Annotated in this window: 16 protein-coding genes and 1 pseudogene; 11 read left to right on the top strand and 6 right to left on the bottom strand. The window is 74.6% G+C overall.

Annotation, left to right across the window (positions count from 1 at the left end; all coding sequences use genetic code 11):
- Positions 1 to 237: 237 nt before the first annotated feature.
- Genes ACIG3E_RS09965 through ACIG3E_RS09930 form a run of 8 tightly spaced genes read left to right on the top strand, consistent with a single transcriptional unit; the run spans position 238 to position 7713 of the window.
- A complete protein-coding gene (locus ACIG3E_RS09965) occupies positions 238 to 1254 on the top strand; it encodes an ABC transporter substrate-binding protein (protein ID WP_399613590.1) in 1017 nt (338 codons plus the stop codon).
- Entirely contained in the window at positions 1244 to 2413 is a 1170-nt protein-coding gene (locus ACIG3E_RS09960; protein ID WP_399613588.1) for a FecCD family ABC transporter permease, read from the top strand. Before ACIG3E_RS09965 ends, ACIG3E_RS09960 begins: the two co-directional genes overlap by 11 nt.
- Positions 2410 to 3207 (top strand): ABC transporter ATP-binding protein, encoded by a 798-nt coding sequence (locus ACIG3E_RS09955; protein WP_399613585.1) that lies wholly within the window; start codon positions 2410 to 2412, stop codon positions 3205 to 3207. Before ACIG3E_RS09960 ends, ACIG3E_RS09955 begins: the two co-directional genes overlap by 4 nt.
- A complete protein-coding gene (locus tag ACIG3E_RS09950) occupies positions 3207 to 3944 on the top strand; it encodes a methyltransferase (protein WP_399613582.1) in 738 nt (245 codons plus the stop codon). Before ACIG3E_RS09955 ends, ACIG3E_RS09950 begins: the two co-directional genes overlap by 1 nt.
- Entirely contained in the window at positions 3941 to 4771 is an 831-nt protein-coding gene (locus ACIG3E_RS09945) for a Rossmann-like domain-containing protein (RefSeq protein WP_399613580.1), read from the top strand. The genes ACIG3E_RS09950 and ACIG3E_RS09945 overlap by 4 nt, the downstream gene beginning before the upstream one ends.
- A complete protein-coding gene (locus ACIG3E_RS09940) occupies positions 4768 to 5781 on the top strand; it encodes a GHMP kinase (RefSeq protein WP_399613577.1) in 1014 nt (337 codons plus the stop codon). Before ACIG3E_RS09945 ends, ACIG3E_RS09940 begins: the two co-directional genes overlap by 4 nt.
- Complete coding sequence (locus tag ACIG3E_RS09935; RefSeq protein ID WP_399613575.1) at positions 5702 to 6751, top strand: pyridoxal-phosphate dependent enzyme; 1050 nt, start codon at positions 5702 to 5704, stop codon at positions 6749 to 6751. Before ACIG3E_RS09940 ends, ACIG3E_RS09935 begins: the two co-directional genes overlap by 80 nt.
- Positions 6752 to 6777: 26 nt before the next feature.
- Entirely contained in the window at positions 6778 to 7713 is a 936-nt protein-coding gene (locus ACIG3E_RS09930) for a DNA-binding protein (RefSeq protein ID WP_399613572.1), read from the top strand.
- On the opposite strand, the gene ACIG3E_RS09925 is transcribed toward ACIG3E_RS09930, so the two are convergent.
- The 5 genes from ACIG3E_RS09925 to ACIG3E_RS09905 form a co-directional block, all read right to left on the bottom strand.
- Positions 7688 to 8461, bottom strand: coding sequence for an FHA domain-containing protein (locus tag ACIG3E_RS09925; protein ID WP_366793958.1), 774 nt, complete (start codon positions 8459 to 8461; stop codon positions 7688 to 7690). The genes ACIG3E_RS09930 and ACIG3E_RS09925 overlap by 26 nt on opposite strands.
- A 129-nt stretch (positions 8462 to 8590) precedes the next feature.
- Positions 8591 to 10483, bottom strand: a complete 1893-nt coding sequence (locus tag ACIG3E_RS09920; protein WP_399613569.1) for a serine/threonine-protein kinase — start codon at positions 10481 to 10483, stop codon at positions 8591 to 8593.
- Between the two features lie 98 nt (positions 10484 to 10581).
- Positions 10582 to 11406: an ABC transporter ATP-binding protein gene (locus tag ACIG3E_RS09915; RefSeq protein ID WP_399613567.1), complete on the bottom strand. Its 825-nt coding sequence runs from the start codon at positions 11404 to 11406 to the stop codon at positions 10582 to 10584.
- A gap of 6 nt (positions 11407 to 11412) precedes the next feature.
- Positions 11413 to 12486 carry a FecCD family ABC transporter permease gene (locus tag ACIG3E_RS09910; RefSeq protein ID WP_399613565.1) on the bottom strand — a complete coding sequence of 358 codons (1074 nt, stop codon included), beginning with the start codon at positions 12484 to 12486 and terminating at the stop codon, positions 11413 to 11415.
- A gap of 2 nt (positions 12487 to 12488) precedes the next feature.
- On the bottom strand, positions 12489 to 13550 hold the full coding sequence (locus tag ACIG3E_RS09905; RefSeq protein ID WP_399613562.1) for an ABC transporter substrate-binding protein: 1062 nt from the start codon (positions 13548 to 13550) through the stop codon (positions 12489 to 12491).
- Positions 13551 to 13774: 224 nt separating this feature from the next.
- Here ACIG3E_RS09905 and msrA point away from each other — a divergent pair, with 224 nt between their 5' ends.
- Positions 13775 to 14323, top strand: a complete 549-nt coding sequence (msrA, locus tag ACIG3E_RS09900; RefSeq protein WP_399613559.1) for a peptide-methionine (S)-S-oxide reductase MsrA — start codon at positions 13775 to 13777, stop codon at positions 14321 to 14323.
- A gap of 75 nt (positions 14324 to 14398) precedes the next feature.
- On the opposite strand, the gene ACIG3E_RS09895 is transcribed toward msrA, so the two are convergent.
- Positions 14399 to 15688, bottom strand: a complete 1290-nt coding sequence (locus ACIG3E_RS09895) for an acyltransferase domain-containing protein (RefSeq protein WP_399613556.1) — start codon at positions 15686 to 15688, stop codon at positions 14399 to 14401.
- A gap of 297 nt (positions 15689 to 15985) precedes the next feature.
- On the opposite strand from ACIG3E_RS09895, the gene ACIG3E_RS09890 reads away from it, so the two are divergent.
- Entirely contained in the window at positions 15986 to 17377 is a 1392-nt protein-coding gene (locus ACIG3E_RS09890; protein ID WP_399613554.1) for a PucR family transcriptional regulator, read from the top strand.
- 11 nt (positions 17378 to 17388) lie between these two features.
- Positions 17389 to 19324: pseudogene (locus ACIG3E_RS09885) on the top strand (type I polyketide synthase); the annotation flags it as partial.

The raw sequence follows: 19324 nt of genomic DNA, 5'->3' as shown, positions 1-19324 counted from the left end.
GGCGTGGTCGCCACGTGACGTACTCCTCTGCTGTCGTCCGCGCGGTCTCGAAGCGGTCCGCGCGGTCTCGAAATCGTTATGCGGGTTCGCGGGGCCCCCCAAGTCCCGTACCGAGTAAGGGACTTGCGGCCCCGTCACGGGTGGCCCCCCTTCGTCGGCAGCCACCCCGAGGCCCGCTAATGAAAATGATTACCATTACAGTACCCTTGTCGCGTCCCCACCCACACCGGAGGTCCCATGCGTCCGCGCCACCCCGTCCGCCTCGGCACAGCCGCCCTCGTCCTGTCCCTCACGGCCGTCGGCTGCGCCTCCGGCGGCAGCGAACCGTCGGACGACAGGGCGGCCGCCGCCCGGAAGACGACCGTCACGAGCTGCGGGAAGAAGCTGGCCTTCGACGGCCCGCCGAAGCGCGCGGTCGCCCTCGACCAGTCCTCCACCGAGGTGCTCCTCGCGCTCGGGCTCCAGGACCGCATGGCTGGCACGTCCAACCTCAAGACGAGGATCGCGCCGGAGTACGCGTCGGCGTACGACGAGGTGAAGGTGCTCAGCCCGAAGATCCTCAACAGCGAGCAGCTGCGGGCCGCGACGCCCGACCTCGCCGTCGGCGGCTTCGCGGACTACTTCACCAAGGACCGCGTCGGCACCCGCGAGGAGCTGGCCGGGCTCGGGCTCCCGTCGTTCGTGAGCGCCGTGGACTGCCCGCCGCGCGGCGCCGACCGCACCCCCTTCGAGCTGCTCTTCAAGGACTACGCCGACCTCGGCAAGGTCTTCGGCGTCGAGAAGCGCGCCGGGAAGCTCGTGGAGCGGCAGCGCGCCGCGCTCGCGAAGGCCGCGAAAACGAAGAAGCGGGTCAAGGGCGAGCCCCGCGTGGTGTGGCTGTACTCGGTGTACGGCGACACCCCGTACGTGGCGGGCGGCTCCGCGGTGCCCAGCGAGATGAGCCGCGTGGTCGGCGCGCGGAACGCCTTCGACGACGTCGACGAGGACTGGCCGCAGGTCAGCTGGGAGGAAGTGGCCAAGCGCAAGCCGGACTTCATCGTGCTCGGCGATCTGTCGGAGCGCGGCAAGCCGGGCGACAGCGCCGAGGACAAGCGCGCGGCGGTCCGCGCCAACCCGGTGATGGCGAAGCTGCCCGCCGTGCGGGAGAAGCGCTTCGTCGAGATACCCGGCACGGAGATGGACCCCTCGGTCCGCGCGGTCGGCGCCCTGCCGCGGCTCGTCACGGGGATGGAGGACCTCGGGTATGTCCGCTAGCCCGGGCCCGGCGGGCACTCTCGGCCTGCCCGCGCCGCCGGGTCCTGGCGGCGGCGCACCGGACCTGCTGCACCCCTCGGCCCGGGCGGCCGTGCGCTCCCCCGGGGCCGCCGCCCCCTCCCCCGCGGCCGCCCGGAGCGTGCTGCGGGGGCCGGGCGCGCGGGCCGGGCTCTTCCTCCTGGCCGCGCTCGCCCTCGTGGCGTCCGCCGCCGTGTCCGTGCGCCTCGGCACCACCGACGTCGGTTACGGGGACATCGCCCGCAGCGCCGGTTTCCATCTGGGGCTCGGCGCCGAGCCGTCGGCGCCGCTCGTGGACTCGCTGATCTGGGAGCTCAGGGTGCCGCGCGTGCTGCTCGCGGCCCTGGTCGGCGCCGCGCTCGCGGTGTGCGGCGCCGCGCTCCAGGCGGTCACGCGCAACGCGCTCGCCGACCCCTACCTCCTGGGCATCTCCTCGGGCGCCTCGACCGGCGCGGTCACCGTCGTGGTGCTCGGCGTCGGGTCCGCCTCGCTCGGCGTGACGGGCGGCGCGTTCGTGGGCGCCATGGTGTCGTTCGCCCTGCTGATGCTGCTGCTGCGGCGCGGCGGCCTCGATTCGGTGCGGATCGTCCTGACGGGCGTCGTGGTGTCGCAGCTGTTCACGGCCCTCACCTCGCTCGTCCTGATGGCGTCCGGCGACGCGGAGATGATCCGGGCGATCACGCAGTGGCTGCTCGGCTCGATGGCGCCCGCGCGCTGGGACGCGGTGGCCGTGACGGCCGCCGTGACGGCGGTGGGCCTGCTCGTGCTCTGGCTCAACTCGGCGGCCCTCGACGGGTTCTCCTTCGGCGCGGACACCGCCTCGTCGCTCGGCGTCGACGTGCGCGCCACGCGCTGGGTGCTGCTCGTCGTGACGTCCCTGATGACGTCGGTGGCCGTCGCGTCCGTGGGCGCGATCGGCTTCGTCGGCCTGATCGTGCCGCACGGCGTACGGTTCCTCGTCGGGCCCGGGCACCGGGTGCTGCTTCCGCTGTCGGCCCTGGTCGGCGCGGTGTTCCTGGTGTGGACGGACGCGCTCGCGCGGGTCGCGTTCACGCCGCAGGAGGTGCCCGTCGGCGTGTTCACCGCGCTGCTCGGCGTGCCGCTGTTCCTGCTGGTCCTGCGCGGCCGGGGTGAGCTGTGAGGATCACCGCGGAGAACGTGCGCTGGGCGGTCGCGGGCCGGGCGATCGTCGACGGCGTGTCCCTGGACGTCGCCCCGGGCGAAACCGTCGGCCTGATCGGGCCCAACGGCTCCGGCAAGTCCTCCCTGCTGCGCTGCCTGGCCGGGCTCCGGACGCCCACCGAGGGCGTCGTCCGCTACGACGGCGAGCCGATCGGGGCCTGGAGCGCCCGGCGCGTCGCCCGGCGCGTCGCCTTCGTGGAGCAGGCCGCCGACACCGACAGCGAGCTGCGGGTCGTGGACGTGGTGAGCCTCGGCCGGACGCCGTTCGGGGACCGGTGGCGCGGGCCCGACGCCCACGACCGGGCCGTCGTCGACGCCGCCCTGGCGCGGCTCAGCCTGAGCGGCCTGCGCGAGCGCGCCTGGAAGGCCCTGTCCGGCGGCGAGCGCCAGCGCGCCCACATCGCCCGGGCGCTCGCCCAGCAGCCGTACGCGCTCCTGCTCGACGAGCCGACCAACCACCTCGACGTCAAGCACCAGTTGGAGCTGCTCGCCCTGCTCGCGGGCACCGACCAGACCGTCCTCGTCGCGCTGCACGACCTGTCGCTCGCCGCCCGCCACTGCGACCGGCTGCTCCTGCTGCACGGCGGGCGCCTCGTCGCCGCCGGACCGCCGAAGGACGTCCTGACGCCCGAGCTGCTCGCGGAGGTCTTCGAGGTCGACGCCGAGACAGGGCCGGACGCCCTCGGCCACCTCGCGGTCAGCTACCGCGGCCCCCTTTCCTCCTCCCACTCCCCTATGAAGAAGGACAGTTGATGAACACCCGAGCCATCGGACCCGACCTGCTGCGGCAGCTGCCGCCACCCCTGCCCGCCGAGCGGATCGTCGCCCTCAACCAGCCGAAGGCGGACCTGCACACCACGCGTACGTACGAGTGGAACGGCTGGAGCTTCGACGTGCCGCCCGGCGTGTTCCTGCCCGGCGAGACCAGCCGGATGGTGCACGAGCGGATCCTCGACGGCCGCATCGAGACCCGCGGCCTGCGCTACGGGGCCATGGGGGCGGGGCTCGGTGTGGAGGCCGTCGCCGCGGGGGTGCGCGGGGCGCGTGAGATCTACGCGATGGACGTGCACGCCACCAGCGTCGCCACCGCGGCCCGGCACTACGCCCGCCTGGTCGGCCCCCAGGAGGGCACCGCGTTCCTGCCCGCGGCGGGCGACCTGTTCGACGGTCTTCCGCCCGGCGCGCGGCTCGACGTCGTCACCTTCAACCCGCCCGCCGTCAGCCAGGCGGTGAGCGAGGACCCCGACGTCGTGCGCAACACCTGCGTCGGCTCGTCCCTGCTCGCGCGGTTCTTCACGCAGCTCGCCGAGCGGGAGCTGCTCGCGCCGGACGGCGTGGCGTACGTGATCGCGTCGAACACCGCCGACCTGCGCCGCATCGTCCAGGACGCCCAGGACCGGGGCTTCGCGCCACGGGTCGACTCCGTGCGCGACTGGCGCGACGGCGTGCTCACCTTCCTGTTCGCGTTCACCCGGGGAGGCCGGGCGTGAAGCACCCCGAGAACGTCACCGAACTCCTCGCCGCCGCCCTCGCGGGCGAACTGGGTCCCGACCCCGCGGGCCTGACGGCCACCAGCGTGTTCTGGATCCACCACGGCACGCGGCTCGCCGGGGGCGACGTCACCTACCTCAACCAGTACGTCCTCGTCCGCGTCGGCGGGGCCTTCGGCGGCTGCGCCTTCGAGGCGGGCGAGATCGACCCGGCCATCTGCCGCGAGGCGTCGGGGAGTTCGCTGGGCGCGCTCCTGAAGGACGCGCCGACGCCGCTGCGCACGGCCGCCCTCGACGCCTACCTGGCCTTTGTCGCGCCGCACCGGGAGGCCGCCGGGGCCGATCCTGTGGCGCTGCCCGCCGGGCCGCCGGAGGTGCGCGCGGTGGCCCGGGACACGGCCATCGCGGGCCTGCTCGACATCGGGCCGGGCGCCAAGGTCGCGCTGATCGGCGTGGTCAACCCGCTCGTCGCGGCGATCCGCGAGCGCGGCGGCGACCCGCTGCCCTGCGACTTCAACCTGCGGACGACCCAGTGGGGCGACCCCGTGAGCCGCGACATGCACGAGGTCCTCGACCGGGCCGACGCCGTCGTCGCCACCGGCATGACCCTGTCCAACGGCAGCTTCGACACCATCCTCGCCCGCTGCCGCGAGCGGGGCGTCCCGCTGGTCGTGTACGCGCAGTCCGGCAGCGCCGTCGCGCGGGCCTTCCTGGGCGCGGGGGTGACCGCGCTGTCCGCGGAGCCGTTCCCGTTCTCGCAGTTCAGCGCCGAGGCGACGGTCCTGTACCGGTACCGGGTCGCGCCGGGCGACGAGGGCGGGGCGTGAGGGCCGGGACCGGGCGGGCCGCCTGCCACCACGGCGAGATCCTCCAGGGCGTGTTCCTGGACGGGCGCGGGCGGCGCGTCGCGGGCCTGGTCACGCTGCCGCTCGCCGGGCTCGGCACCCGCGCGGAGTTCACCCGCCGCCCGGGCACCGCGGCCGTGACGGTGGTCCCCGCCGACCGCACCAAGGCGCTGCGCGCGGCGACGTACGCCCTCGCCGAGTGCGCCGCGCACGGCGCTGAGCCGGTGTGCGGCGGCGAGTTGCGGCTGGTCGGCGACGTCCCGGTGGGGCTCGGCATGGGCTCGTCGAGCAGCGACGTGATCGCGGCCGTGCGCGCGGTCGCCGACGCGTTCGGCGTGCGCCTCGCGCCGGAGGCCGTCGCGCGGCTCGCGGTGCGCGCCGAGCGCGCCTCGGACCCGCTGATGCTGGACGGCCGCGCGCTGCTGTTCGCCCAGCGCGAGGGCCGCGTCCTGGAGGACCTCGGCGCGGCCCTGCCCCCGGCGGTCGTCGTGGGCTGCGCGCTCGGCGGCGGCCGGTCGGTGGACACCCTCGCGCTGCCCGCCCCCGCCCCGGCGGACGACACCGACGTACCGGCCTACGAGCGGCTGCGGGACCTGCTGCGCCAGGCCGTGGCCGCCGCCGACCCCGCGCTGCTCGGCCACGTCGCCACCGAGAGCGCCCGGCTGCGCCAGCGGGTCCTGCCGCACGCGGAGTTCACCGCGCTCACCGGCATCGCGGGCCGCGTCGGCGCGCTCGGCGTCCAGGTCGCGCACAGCGGCAACGTGGCGGGGCTGCTCTTCGACCCCGCCGCGCGGGAGCTGCGCGGCCAGCTGCGCGCCTGCCGCAGGGCCCTCGCGGCCACGGGCATCCCCGCCACCCACACCTTCCACACCACCCCCACCCCGCCTGCGACCACGAGCGAGGAGCCCCCGCATGGACGAGCACATCGCGGAAGCGATCGGCCGACCCGACCTGATACGCGTGGCCGACGGGTTCGTCTGCCTGCGCTTTGAGACCATGAAGGCCGTCTCGGCCCTCGCGGCCGTGCGCCACCTCCTGGACACCGGCGCGGTGCGCCGCGGCGACACGCTGCTCGACAGTTCGAGCGGCATCTACGCCTACGCGCTGGCGCTCGCCTGCCACCGCTACGGCATGCGCTGCCACATCGTCGGCTCCACCACCGTCGACCACACCCTGCGCACCCAACTCGCCGTCCTCGGCGCCACCTTGGAGCAGATGCCGCCCAGCGACGACCTGAAGCTCGACCAGAGGCGGCGCGTCGCGCGCGTCCACGAGATCCTGCGCGAGCACCCCGAGTACTTCTGGATGCGGCAGTACCACGACGACATCCACTACCTCGGCTACGAGGCGATCGCGGACCGTCTGTGCGCGCAGACCGGCGCCACCGGCGGCCTCACCCTCGTCGGCGGCGTGGGCTCCGGCGCCTCGACCGGCGCCCTCGCCCGCTACGCGCGGGCCCGCCGCCCCGACGTGCGCCTGGTGGGCGTGCAGCCCTTCGGCAGCGTCACCTTCGGCAGCGAGCACGTCGCCGACCCGGAGATCATCATCGCCGGGATCGGCAGCTCCATCCCGTTCGCCAACGTCTCCCACCGCGCGTACGACACCCTGCACTGGCTGTCCTTCGACACCGCGCTCGCCGGGAGCGTGGACCTGCTGCGGCGGCACGCGCTGTTCGCGGGCCTGTCCACCGGCGCCGCCTACGCGGCCGCGCGCTGGGAGCACGCCGCCGCCCCCGGCCGCACCACGGTCTTCATCGCCGCCGACACCGGCCACCGCTACGTGGACACGGTCTTCGCCCGGCACGCGGAGGCGGCCCCGCTGGCGTCCCTGGCGCCGCGCACGGTCACGTCCCTGGACGCGCTCGCGCTGCCCTGGTCGCGGATGGAGTGGGCGGGCGCGGCGGCCCCGGCCCAGGCCGTGGCGGGAACAGAGCCCGCGCGGGGGCCGTTGCAGCGCACATAGAGATCGCCTGCGGCCGGGGAGGTGTGGTGGAGCACGGGGAGGGCGACGTCACCGCGTACGCCGTGGACGCGGTGCGGCGGCTCGTCGCCGTGGACGCCGCGCAGGGCGCCCGCGCCGCCGTGCCGCTGGTCCGCGCGGCCCTGCGGGGCCTGCCCGGCACGGCCGCGCGCCCGGCCCGCCGCCGCCCGTCCGGGGCCGCGCGAGGCGCGGACAGCGACCGGCTCGCCGCGCTCGCCGAGCTGTACGAGGTCGCCGGGTGGATCCTGTTCGACGCGGGCCACTACCGGCGGGCGCACCGGCTCAACGCCCGCGCGCTCGCCCTCGCGGAGCAGTGCGGCGACCGCTGGACGGCCCGCCTCACGCTCCTGAACGACAGCATGCTCCTGGCCCACACCGGCCGCCCCCGCGCCGCGCTGGCCGCCGCCGCCCGCGCGCGGGGGCCGCAGCCGCTGCCGCCGCGCGTGGCGAGCCTCGTCCTGATCCGTGAGGCGCACGCGACCGCGCTGCTCGGCGCCCGGCGGGAGCCGCGCGACCTGCTCGCGCGGGCCGCAAGCCGGTTCCTCGACGGCGTCTCGCGGCGCGACCCGCCGTGGGCGTGGTGGCTCGACGAGTGGGAGCTGCTCGGCCACCGCGGCTGGGTCCTCGCCCGGCTCGGCGACACCGAGGGTGCGGTGCCCGCGCTGCACCGCGCGGCCACCGCTCCCGGCCCGTCCTACCGGCACCTGTTCACCGCCCAGCTGCTCGCGGCCCTCGTCCGGGCGGGCGCCTGGCGGGACGCGGAGCGGCTGGTCGCGGACCTCGCCCCGCGCGCTGGGGCCATCGGCTCCGCGCGCACCACGGAGGTCCTCGGGCGGCTCGCCCGCCGCCTGCGGGAGCCCGGCGCCGCGCCCCCGCCGGTGCGGGACGCCGCCGTGTTCCTCCTGGAGTCACTGCCCGCTACCGGCCCGGCTCGTCGTCCATGAGGCCGAGGTCGGGCGGCACCAGCGTGGTGGACTCCACCAGGCCCCTGAGCAGGTTGTGCAGCAGGCTGTTGTCGGACGGGCGGCCCACCGACGTGTCGTGCAGGAGCGGGTACGGGAAGCCGCTGTCGTGCAGCCTGCGCCGCACGACCTCGATCCGGTACTCGATCCTGCGCTCCCCCCAGAGCTCGTCGGGGCGCAGATAGGCGAGCTGCTCGGCCGCCCTGGGGTAGGTCAGCGGGCGCGGGCTCTCCTCGTACAGCAGGTACTCCTGGCCGAGGACGACGAGGAGCAGCCGCTCCTCGTCCGACAGCGGCCACCGCTTGGGCGGCACGGTGTCGGCGCGGCGGCGGGAGACCGGGCCCAGGTCGTCGTGGCCCGTCACGTACAGCTCGACCAGGTGCTCGCGGTAGCCGGAGCCGCGTACGAACAGCGGGGTGTAGCCCGGCGCGAGCGGCACCGGGTCGGTGCTGGAGTGCATCATCCGGCCGCGCGGCAGGCGCAGCAGCTGGCGTCCGGTGTTGCGCAGCCACCAGGCGCGGTCGCGGTAGGTGAGCTCGCCGTGGCGGCGGCTCACCATCAGGTCGTGCTCGCCGACGCCGAGGTCGACGCCGGGCTCCTCGCCGCGTCCGAACCGCACGGTCAGGCCGGGCCTGGGCGGGGCCTGGAGGTCGCCGGTGACGGTGCGCGCGTGCAGGGTGCCCGGGGGCGCGGGCGCGACGCCGCGCGCAAGGCTCGCGGGACCGTTCATGGCGTCTCCTCCTTGGCCGCGGTGTCCGCCAGTGTGGATGCCCTGTCCCGGGACCCGTCCCGAAGTACACCCCCCTAAGGGGCGCGGGGAACTGCGCGACCAGCCACCGACGGCCCGCAGAAGAAGCGTTCACCGGATCCCAGCCACCGCCTCCGCGGCCAAGCGCAGCGCAAGACGGCGCAGCCGGTCTCGGGAGGGATCACCGCCAACGGTGACGTTGAGGGTCTCGACGGCCCGGCCACCGCCAGGGCCCCGGTGCACCACGCGAACGCGACACGTGCGCGGCCCCTCCGCACCGGGCTCGACAACGGCCCGGCGGCCACCGACGCGAGTGAGCGTGCCATCGCCCGCGTCCGGCACCGCCCGGCCCTGGTCGAAGCGCAGCTCCAGCCAGAGGTCGCTGGTGGTGCTCGCCCACTCGCAGTCCCAGTTGCCGAAGCCGACGTCGGGGTCGCGGGCGTCGACGCCGGGGATGGCTTCGAGGGCCCGCCCGGTCAGGAGCGCGCAGGCGTCCTGGTGGACGAGGGAGTCCGGCGGGGCCTCGGGGCGGCGGGCGAGCGGCCCGGCGTTGAGCCGCCGCACGGCCGCGCGGGTGGCGGCGTCGGCCAGGGCGCACAGCCGCGCGGCGCTGTCGCGGCCGGACCCGGTGTCCTCCACGACGACGGCGGCGTGCGCGTCGCGTTCGGTGGCAAGAAGCAGCGTACGGACGCACTCGTCGCTGTCGCCGGACTCCTTCACCACGGCTACGTTCCCCTCGGTGCGGCGGGGTGCGGGCCGTCCGGAGCCGCCGCCCGTGTCGAGGTGGAACTGGACGTCCACGGGGGCGTCGCCGCCGATGTCCACGAGGATGTCGCAGCGGTCGAAGTTGCCGTAGCGCCGGTCGAGTTCGGCCTGGCCGAAGCGCTTGAGGGCGGCCGGGTCCGCGAGGGCGCACGGGTCGACGGTGCGGTGGTCGCCGAGGGGCGAGGCCGTCGGGGCCCGGTCCGCGCCGCCGGGGCCCTCGTCGTGGCCGCCCGGCCGCAGGGGCGGCAGCCACAGGGCGGCGGCGAGCGTCACCCCGGCCACGGCCGCCACGATCAGGAACTGCCGTGACCGGCCCGGGAGCACCATCCGCCCGGAGCTCTCGCTGTCCTGGCCGACGCCGTCGCCCGCGCCGTCGCCGCCCATGTCCCCGCGCGGCAGCGGCTCCTGCGGGCCCGCGATCCCGGCGAGCAATCGGCCCGCCTCGGCCGCGCCCGGGCGGTTCTTCGGCGCGGGGTCGAGCATCGCGGGCAGGAGGTCGCCGAGCGGGCCGAGGTCCGGGTCGAGGGCGACCTCGCCGCGCTCGGCCTGCCGCTCGGCGACGAACGGGTCGACGTCGCCGCCGGTGCGCGGGCGCGGCGGGCGGCCGGTGACGAGGGTGTGCAGCAGGGCGGCGAGGGAGAACACGTCCGACGCCGGTTCGGGGCGGCCGCGCACGACTTCGGGGGCGGCGTAGTCGGGCGTGTAGCTGAGGGTGCCGGGCGGGGTGAGGGTCTCCTGCCCGCCCACCCGGTAGGCGGCGCCGAAGTCCGCGAGCTTGGCGAGGCCTTCGGGCGTGGCGACGACGTTGCCGGGCTTCACGTCGCCGTGCACGATCCCCTCGGCGTGCAGGGCGGCGAGCGCGGCCGCGACCTGGGCGCCGACGCGCGCGGCCCGCCGGGGCGTGAGCGGCGGCCGGTCGGCGAGGCTGCCCCCGGACACGTACTCCATGACCAGCCAGGACGCGGTCCTGCGGCGCGGCAGGGCGCCCTCGGGCAGGGTGAGCACGTCGTGCAGGGTGACGACGTGGGGGTGGCTGAACCGCGCGAGGGCGCGGGCCTCGGCTTCGAGGCGGTCGAACTCCCCGCGGTCGGCGCCGCGGCGGCCGCGCCGCCGTAGCCGCTTGAGGATGACCTGGCGGGGCAGCCGCTGGTCGCGGGCGATCCACACCTCGCCCATGCCCCCGTGGAGGGGGCCGCGCACCAGCCGGTAGCGCCCGCCGACCGTCGTGCCCCGGCGCACCCCTGCTCCCCTCAGCCGTGGTCCGGACCCCGCGGGCGGCCGTGGGCGGCCCCGCGCTCACCGAACCTACTGCGGGCGCGGGGCGCGCCACAGGGCCTTCACGGGATGTCCGCGCACCGCACGCGCTCCGGCGCGTCGGCCGCGGGCTCCCCCGCCGGTTCCCGGTGGTCGAAGGCGATCAGGGGGTCGCCGGTCAGCGGATGGTCCACGACGGCCGCCCGGACGCCGAACACCTCGGCGAGCAGCGCGGGCGTGAGCACCGCGCGGGGCGGCCCGGACGCGACGACGCGCCCGCCGTGCAGCACGTGCAGGCGGTCGCAGACCGAGGCGGCCGCGTTGAGGTCGTGCAGGGACACGAGCGTGGTGCGCCCCTTGCCGCGCAGCAGGGCGAGCAGCTCCACCTGGTGGCGCACGTCGAGGTGGTTGGTCGGCTCGTCGAGCACGAGGACGTCGGGGTCCTGGGCGAACGCGCGGGCCAGCAGGACGCGTTGGCGCTCGCCGCCGGACAGGGCCGCGAAGCGGCGTCCAGCCGCCGCGGCCATGCCGACCTCGGCGAGGGCGCGCGCGACGGTGTCCCGGTCGGCGGCGTCGTCCCCGGCGAAGGCCCGCTTGTAGGGCGTGCGCCCCATCGCGACGACCTCGCGCACGGTCAGCTCGACGTCCGCGCCGCGCTCCTGCGGCAGCGCGGCGACGTGCCGGGCCGACCGCGCGGGGGTCAGCTCGCGCAGATCGGCCCCGTCCAGGAGCACCCGGCCCGCCACCGGCCGCAGATGGCGGTAGACGGTGCGCAGGAGCGTGGACTTGCCGCTGCCGTTCGGGCCGACGAGCCCGGTGATCTCGCCCTCGGCGGCGACGAGGCGCGCGCCCGCCACGACGGTGCGCCCCGCGTAGGCGACGGACAGGTCCTCGATGTCGACGCGCACGCGGCCTCAACTCCCGTTCTTCAGACGCCGGTCGAGCAGGAACAGCATCGCCGGGGCGCCGATCAGCGAGGTGACGACCCCGACGGGCAGCTCCTGCGCGTCCATGGCGGTCCGGCACACGATGTCGACGACGACCATGAGGACGGCCCCGCCGAGCGCGGACAGCGGCAGCAGCCTGCGGTGGTCGTCGCCGACCAGGAGGCGGAGGGTGTGCGGCACCATCAGGGCGACGAAGGCGATCGCCCCGGACACCGCCACCAGGGAACCGGTGAGGACGCTCGTCACCACGAACAGCTCCCGGCGCAGGCGCCCCACGTCGACGCCGAGCCCGGCGGCCGTCTCGTCGCCCATCAGGAGCGCGTTGAGGCCCCGGGCCCGCGCCTGGAGCAGCACCAGGGCGGCCGGGACGGCCACCGCGGGCACGGCGATCAGCTGCCAGGTGGCGCCGCTCAGGCTGCCCATGAGCCAGAAGAGCACGCTGTGCGTCTGCTGCTCGTCCCCGGCCTGGAGCACCAGGTAGCTGGTGAACCCGGACAGGAACTGGCCGATCGCGACCCCGGCGAGCACGAGCCGCAGGGGCGCGAAGCCGCCGCCGCGCCGGGCCACGGCCCACACCAGGGCGAAGGTCACGAGGGCGCCCGCGAAGGCCGCGCCGGAGAGCCCGAGCGCGCTGCCCGCGCCCGCCCCGAGGACGATCGCGGCGACGGCCCCCAGGGAGGCGCCGCTGGAGACCCCCAGCAGATAGGGGTCGGCCAGCGGATTGCGTACGAGCGCCTGCACGGCGGTGCCGACCAGGCCGAGCCCGGCGCCGACGAGCGCGGCGAGCAGGGCGCGCGGCACCCGCAGCTGCCACACGATCAGGTCGCTGGTGCCCGGCCTGGGCGCGGCGCCGGTCAGCCTGCGCCCGACGACGCCCCACACCTCGCCCGGCGGCAGCGACGTCGAGCCCCAGGACACGGCCGCGGTGAGCGCCGCGAGGAGCAGCACGGCCAGGCCCGCGGCGACGGGCCACGCGGGCAGGACCCGCGCCTCGCCGTCGGCGCGGCCCGCCTCCTTGGCCCCGGTGCGCGGGGAGGCCACGGCTAGCGGACCTTGCCCGGGTAGAGGGTCTTGGCGATCCGCACCACGGTGTCGGCGTTGGACACGCCCGCGATGGTCGTGGCCTCGGAGCCGACGCGCAGGAACTTCCCCCGCTTCACCGCGCGCAGGCCCTTGGTGGCCGGGTTGTTCTCCAGCCACTTCCTGGCCTCGTCGAAGGCCTTCTCGTTGGCCGCGGCGCTGCCCCGGTTGCGGACGCCGAGCTGGATCCAGTCCGGGTTCTTGGAGACCACGTCCTCCCAGCCGACCTGCTTGAACGCGCCGTCGCAGGAGGCGAAGACGTTCCGGGCGCCCGCGAGGGTGATCACCGCGTGGCCGACCTGGCGGTTGCAGACGGCCGTGGGCTGCTTGGTCCCCGCGTCGTAGTCGAAGAAGAAGTACGTGGGCCGCTTGTGCTCGGGGACGCCGCGCACGGCCGTGCGCACGGCGGCCAGCTTGGCGCGCATGCCGTCGACGAGTTCCTTGGCCGTGCTCCGGTTGCCGGTGACGGCGCCGAGCGTGGTGATGTCCCGCTCCACGGCGGACAGGTCGGTCACGGGGCCCTTGTGGCCCTGCGCGCAGGCGGTGGACTTCAAGTAGATGTGCTTCATCCCGACGGCCTTGTACTCCTCGGGGGTCGGGGCGTCGCCCATGCCGCCGCCCATCCCGCCCATGGAGGCGAAGGTGTCGATGTACAGCTCGGCCCCGGAGCCGAGCAGCTTCTCCTTGGGGATCACGGAGCGGCTGAGCACCTTCACGTCGTCCGCCCGCGCCCCGAGCGCGCCCGGCAGCGTGCCCTTGCCGGGCGGGAAGCCGGTGCCGACCACCCGGTCCCCGGCGCCGAGCCTGAGCAGCAGCTCCAGGGCGGCGGCGTTGCTGGTCACGATCTTCCGGGGCGGAGCGGAGAAGCTGGTCGCGTCGCCCTCGCAGTCGGTGACCCGCACCGGGAACCCCGCGGCCCTGCCGCCCCCGGCGGGGCCGTCCGTGCCGTCGCCGCCACCGCCGCAGCCCGCGACCAGCAGACCGCCCACCGCGACCGCCACTCCCCACCCCGTACGCCTACGCATCGCACCTCTCCTGGAACCGCTCTTCAGGGCCGGGCCTCGCGCACCGGCAGCCCAGGAGTCGCGCCGGGGCCCCGCCGGGTTCCCGCCGCTTCGGTACCAACCCCCCGCACGGTCCGCGAAACCGCCGAACTCCCCTTCCCGCACAGCCTCTTCACCCACCGCTGGAAATGTAATTCCTGCTACCATCGAGCGAAAATTCGGACCTGAGTCTGGGGAGGACTCCGATGGCCGATGAAATATCCGAATCAGGGAATGCCGAGACCGCGACACTCGGTCCCGGATGCTTTTGGTCGTTCGACGCTGTGATGCGTCGGACCCCCGGTGTGACATCAAGTGTCGCGGGTTTCGCGGGAGACCACGGCCCGCCCCCCAACTACGAGGACTACGAGCGCTACGGACTCAATCCGCAGAAGTTCGTCGAGGCGGTGCAACTGACCTTCCGGCCCGACACCATCTCTTTCGAGGAGATTCTCACCCTCTTCTTCCAGAGCCATGATCCGACCACGCCGAACCAGAGCGGAGCGGACCACGGCACCGTTTACCACTCGACGATCTTCTACGTCGACGAGGACCAGCGGGCGCGTTCCGAAGAGGTCATGAACCGGGTGCGGAAGGAATTGGGGCAGGACATCGTGACCGACCTGCGGCCCTATCAGCAGTTCGTCGTGGCGGACTCCGATCAGCAGGACTTCTACAACAAGAACCGCTTCCAGCCGTACTGCCGGGCGGTCATCGAACCGAAGCTCCGCACGCTGGGCATCGACGTCGACTGACGGCCCGGCACCGGCCGCGTACGGGAAGGCCCTGACCGTCGCTCCGGTCAGGGCCTTCGGCCCCGTGGGGGTCCGTCACGCGAAGGCCGCCGTCCAGTCCACGGCGACCCCGTGGACGTACGCCTCCGCGAGCGCGGCGAGGAACCGGGCGGCGCCGCCGTCCTCGTTGCGCAGCGTCGCCATGAGCACCGCCGAGCGGCCGAGCTCCTCCACGATGTCCTGCATGCCGACGGTGAGCACGGGCTGGGCGCTGCACTCGACGAAGACCTCGTGGCCGTCGGTGACCAGGGAGCGCACGGCGTCGTCGAACCTGACCGTCTGGCGCAGGTTCCGGTACCAGTACTCCGCGTCGAGGCCCTCGGTGTCGACGCGCTGCCCGGTCACCGTCGAGTAGAACGGCACGTCGCCCGCCGCGGGTTCGACGCTCGCGGCCAGGTCGAGGAGGGTCTCCCGCAGGTCCTCCACGTGCGGCGAGTGCGCGGCGAAGTCCACGCCCGGCACCCGCCAGCGCATCATCCGGGCCGCCCGCAGCGCGGCCCCGAAGTCGGCCATGGCGGCCACGTCGCCCGAGACCGTGATGGTCGCAGGGCCGTTCACCGCGGCCACCGAGAGGGTGTCCTGCCAGTCGGCCAGCATGGCGCGCACCTGGTCGCCCGGGGCGAGCACGGTCAGCATCTCGCCCCGGCCGCGGATCTTCGTCAGGGCCTGGCTGCGCAGCGCGACGATCCGCGCGGCGTCGTCGAGGGACAGCGCGCCCGCGACGTGCGCCGCCGCGATCTCGCCCTGCGAGTGGCCGACCGCCGCGCCCGGCTCGACGCCGAAGCGGCGCCACAGCCGGGCCAGGGACACCATCATCGAGAACAGCACGGGCTGTACGACGTCGACCTGGTCCAGCGGCGGGGTGCCCGGAACGCCGCGCAGCACGTCCTCAAGGGACCAGTTCAGATACGGCGACAGGGCCTTCTCGCAGTCCCGGACCGCCTCGGCGAACACGGGCGAGGCGTCGAGCAGCGCCACCGCCATGCCGACCCACTGGGTGCCCTGCCCGGGGAAGACGAACACCGGCCGGGTGCCCGCCCCGGCCCGCCGGGGCGCCCGGCCGGTGATCACGTGCGGCGCGGGCCGCTCCTCGGCGAGCGCGCGCACCCCGTCGAGCAGTTCGGCGCGGTCGCGCCCGATGACCACGGCCCGGTACTCGCCCGCGGCCCCGGCCGCCACGAGCGACCGGCCCACCTCGGCGAGCAGCGCGGCCTCGGCCGCGCCCGCCGCCGGTCCCGGGGCGAGCCGGGCGAGGAGGCGACCGGCCTGGGCGCGCAGTCCCGCCGCGCTGCGCCCGGAAAGGACCCAGGGCACCGTGCCGGTCACTGCGCCGATTCGAAGGTCTTGCGTGGCGGGCTTGGTCACGAGCACTCCTCGTCGCTGCCAATCAGGGGGACCGCGCAGCGCAGGACCGCTGCCCATCGGCGGGACCGGGCAGCACCAAGACCACTGCCCATCGGTCGACCGCGAGCGCAAGATATCCCCAAAGGCCGGAACTACCGCCCACCGCGCGGTAATTCCGCCGGTCAGAGCCGGTTACCAGGCGGTTACCCGCCGTGGCCGAAAGCGCGTATAGGCTGCCCGCACCCAGTCGCGTCCGCTTTCCGTTAGGGAGGCTACTCGTTGTCAGGCTGCCCGACTTCGCAGGCCACTATTCCTGCGCGTCCACAGATCACGTCCACCAGTTCCCTGCTGCATCTACTGCGCCCCGCTGACGACTCCGTACTCCATTTACCGGCGACGAATCCGCAGCTGGTCGAGGAGGTAGTCGCCCGCGTCGGTACGGGAGCGACCGGCTGGGCGATCGAGAACAGCCGCCTGCTGCTTGCCGAACTCTCCGGAGAGCCCTTCGCCCGTTTCGACCAGAAGTCCCGCAGCGAGACCAGGCTCGTCGAGGCGATAGCGCTCTGGGTGGTCCTGCGGCTCAGCGGCATAAGATCCATCACCGGCGTCCTTTCCGCGGAGCTCACCCACACCATTCGGGAACGCATCTCGGACAACACGACCGTCGACCACGTCCTTCGCTATGTCCGGGCCGCCCACGCGAGTTTCACCCGTGAGCTGTTCGAGTTCCGCGACGCCGTGATCCCCGCCGAGGACCAGGCGACGATGATGCGGTCCATCTCCGCCGACCTCTTCGAGGGAATGGAGACGCTGTCCGCCGCGGTCGCCGAGAAGTTCGCCGCCGAGCGCGACCGCTGGTTCGCGGGTTCGGTGGGCGAGCGCCTGGAGCTGGTCTCCTCCATCCTCAAGGGCAAGCCGATCGACACCATGCGGGCGCTGCGCCAGCTCGGGTACGACCTGACGCTGCACCACGTCGCGCTCGTCCTGTGGCAGGACGAGATCACCCCCGACAGCAGCCGCGAGCTGGAGGCCACGGCCCTGCGCCTGCTCGACCAGGTCGGCTGCTCCTCGATGCTGATGCTCCCGGCGGGCCCGGGGCGGCTGTGGGCGTGGGGCGGCCGCGCCACCGACCGCCCGGCCGAGCTGCGGCGCGCCGAGAAGCCCGTGGACCTGCCCCCGCACATCCACGTCGCCTCCGGCCTGCCCGGCGACGGCGTGGCGGGCTTCCAGCGCTCCCACGAGCAGGCCGTCACCGCGGAGCGCGTCGGCGGCATCATCGAGCCAGGACCGTACGGGCTCTGCGACTACGGCGACCTGGAGCCGGTGATCCTGCTCGGCAACGACGCCGAGGCCACCGCCGACTTCGTCCGCCGCGAACTCGGTCCGCTCGCCGCGGACAACAGGTCCATGGCCGCGCTGCGCGAGACCGTGCGCTGCCTCCTGGACAACGAGCGCGGCGTCGCCCTCACCGCCAAACACCTGCACATCGCGAAGAACACCGTGGTCTACCGGGTGAAGAAGGCGGAGCAGCTCCTCGGGCGGTCCCTGCGCGAGGACCGCCTGCGCCTGCACCTCGCGCTGTACCTGGCGGGACGGCTCGGCTCCACGGTGCTCGCCGACCACGATCCCGCGACAGGCCTTGAGAACTCGATTCGGGCGGTAGCCAAATGAGCGGTCAGCAGATGAACAAGGACGAGAAGCTCCTCGACTACCTCAAGTGGGTCACCGCCGACCTGCACAAGGCCCGGGCCCGGGTCGAGGAGCTGGAGGCGGGCCGCTCCGAGCCCATCGCCATCGTCGGCATGGGCTGCCGCTACCCCGGCGACGTGACGACACCCGACGACCTGTGGCGCCTGGCCGCCGACGGCGTCGACGCGATCTCCGGATTCCCCGCCGACCGCGGCTGGGACGTGGACGACCTGTACGACCCGGACCCCGACGCCACCGGCAAGGTCTCCGCGCGCGAGGGCGGCTTCCTCAGCGACGTGAAGGGCTTCGACGCGGCCTTCTTCGGGATATCCCCGCGCGAGGCCCTCGCGATGGACCCGCAGCAGCGCCTCCTCCTGGAGACCACGTGGGAGGCCGTCGAGCGGGCCCGCATCGACCCGCGTTCGCTGCGCGGCAGCGACACCGGCGTGTTCGTCGGCGTGATGTACACGGGCTACGCGTCCGACGTCGACGCCTCGGCCGCGGGCACCGAGGGCTACATGATGACCGGGATGCTGACCAGCGTCGCCTCCGGCCGGATCTCCTACCTCCTCGGCCTCGAAGGCCCGACGGTCACCGTGGAGACGGCCTGCTCTTCGTCGCTGGTCTCGATCCACCAGGCCGTCTCCGCGCTGCGCGGCGGCGAGTGCTCGCTGGCCCTCGCGGGCGGGGCGATGGTCCTGCCGGTGCCGGACCCCTTCGTGGAGTTCTCGCGGCAGCGCGGCCTCTCGCCGGACGGCCGCTGCAAGGCGTTCGCGGCCGCCGCGGACGGCACCGGCTTCTCCGAGGGCGTCGGCGTCCTCGCCCTCGCGCGGCTCTCCGAGGCCCGGCGGCGCGGCCTGCCGGTCCTCGCGGTGATCCGGGGCACCGCGGTGAACTCCGACGGCGCCTCCAACGGCCTGACCGCCCCGAGCGGACCCTCGCAGCAGCGCGTGATCCGCGCGGCCCTGGCCAACGCCGGGCTCTCCCCCGCCGAGGTCGACGTCGTCGACGCACACGGCACGGGCACGATGCTCGGCGACCCGATCGAGGCCCAGGCGCTCCTCGCGACCTACGGCCAGTCCCGGCCCGACGACCAGCCGTTGCTGCTCGGGTCGTTGAAGTCGAACATCGGTCATACGCAGGCCGCCGCCGGTGTCGCGGGTGTCATCAAGATGGTCATGGCGATGCGGCACGGCGTGGTCCCCAAGACCCTCCACGTCGACGAGCCCACCCCCGCCGTCGACTGGACCGCCGGGTCGATCGAGCTGGTCACCGAGGAACGCCCCTGGCCGACGACCGGCCGCCCGCGCCGCGCCGCCGTCTCCTCCTTCGGCGTCAGCGGCACCAACGCCCACCTGGTCGTCGAACAGGCCCCGGCGGCCGACCCCGGCGAGCCCGTGGAGCCGACCGCTTCTCTGCCGGTGGTGCCCGTGGTGCTCTCGGCCAAGACCGAGCAGGCGTTGCGGGCGCAGGCGGGGCGGTTGGTGTCGGTGGCCGGGGACGGGGTGTCCCCGTTGGATGTGGGTCTGTCGGCGGCGAGTTCGCGGTCGGTGGCGTTCGAGCATCGCGCGGTGGTACTCGCGGCCGACGGCGGTGAACTGGTCGCCGGTCTGGAGGCGTTGGCTCGTGGTGAGTCGGTGCCGGGTGTGGTGTCTCGGGTTGCTGCTGAGGGGCGTACCGGGTTCTTGTTCACGGGACAGGGCGCCCAACGTCCGGGTATGGGGCGGGAGTTGTATGAGGCCTTCCCGGTGTTCGCGGCGGCCTTTGATGAGGTCTGCGCTGGATTTGAAGGTCTGTTGCCGGGGTCACTGAAGGATGTGGTGTTCGGCGGGCGGGGGCTGGATGAGACGGGGTGGACGCAGCCGGGGTTGTTCGCGGTTGAGGTGGCGTTGTTCCGGTGGGTGGAGTCCTTGGGTGTGGTGCCGGACT

Origin of the sequence: Streptomyces sp. NPDC053474 (genome assembly GCF_044544845.1) — a bacterium.
Classification (GTDB): Bacteria; Actinomycetota; Actinomycetes; order Streptomycetales; family Streptomycetaceae; genus Streptomyces.
Note: the sequence above shows the minus strand (reverse complement) of the source record. Positions and strands in the feature narration are given on the sequence as shown.

What these genes read in the sequence shown, in the direction of transcription:
- ACIG3E_RS09965 (WP_399613590.1), top strand. Translation starts at nt 238, where the DNA reads ATGCGTCCGCGCCACCCCGTCCGCCTCGGCACAGCCGCCCTCGTCCTG.
- ACIG3E_RS09960 (WP_399613588.1), top strand. Translation starts at nt 1,244, where the DNA reads ATGTCCGCTAGCCCGGGCCCGGCGGGCACTCTCGGCCTGCCCGCGCCG.
- ACIG3E_RS09950 (WP_399613582.1), top strand. Translation starts at nt 3,207, where the DNA reads ATGAACACCCGAGCCATCGGACCCGACCTGCTGCGGCAGCTGCCGCCA.
- ACIG3E_RS09935 (WP_399613575.1), top strand. Translation starts at nt 5,702, where the DNA reads ATGGACGAGCACATCGCGGAAGCGATCGGCCGACCCGACCTGATACGC.
- ACIG3E_RS09925 (WP_366793958.1), bottom strand. Translation starts at nt 8,461, where the DNA reads ATGAACGGTCCCGCGAGCCTTGCGCGCGGCGTCGCGCCCGCGCCCCCG.
- ACIG3E_RS09905 (WP_399613562.1), bottom strand. Translation starts at nt 13,550, where the DNA reads ATGCGTAGGCGTACGGGGTGGGGAGTGGCGGTCGCGGTGGGCGGTCTG.
- msrA (WP_399613559.1), top strand. Translation starts at nt 13,775, where the DNA reads ATGGCCGATGAAATATCCGAATCAGGGAATGCCGAGACCGCGACACTC.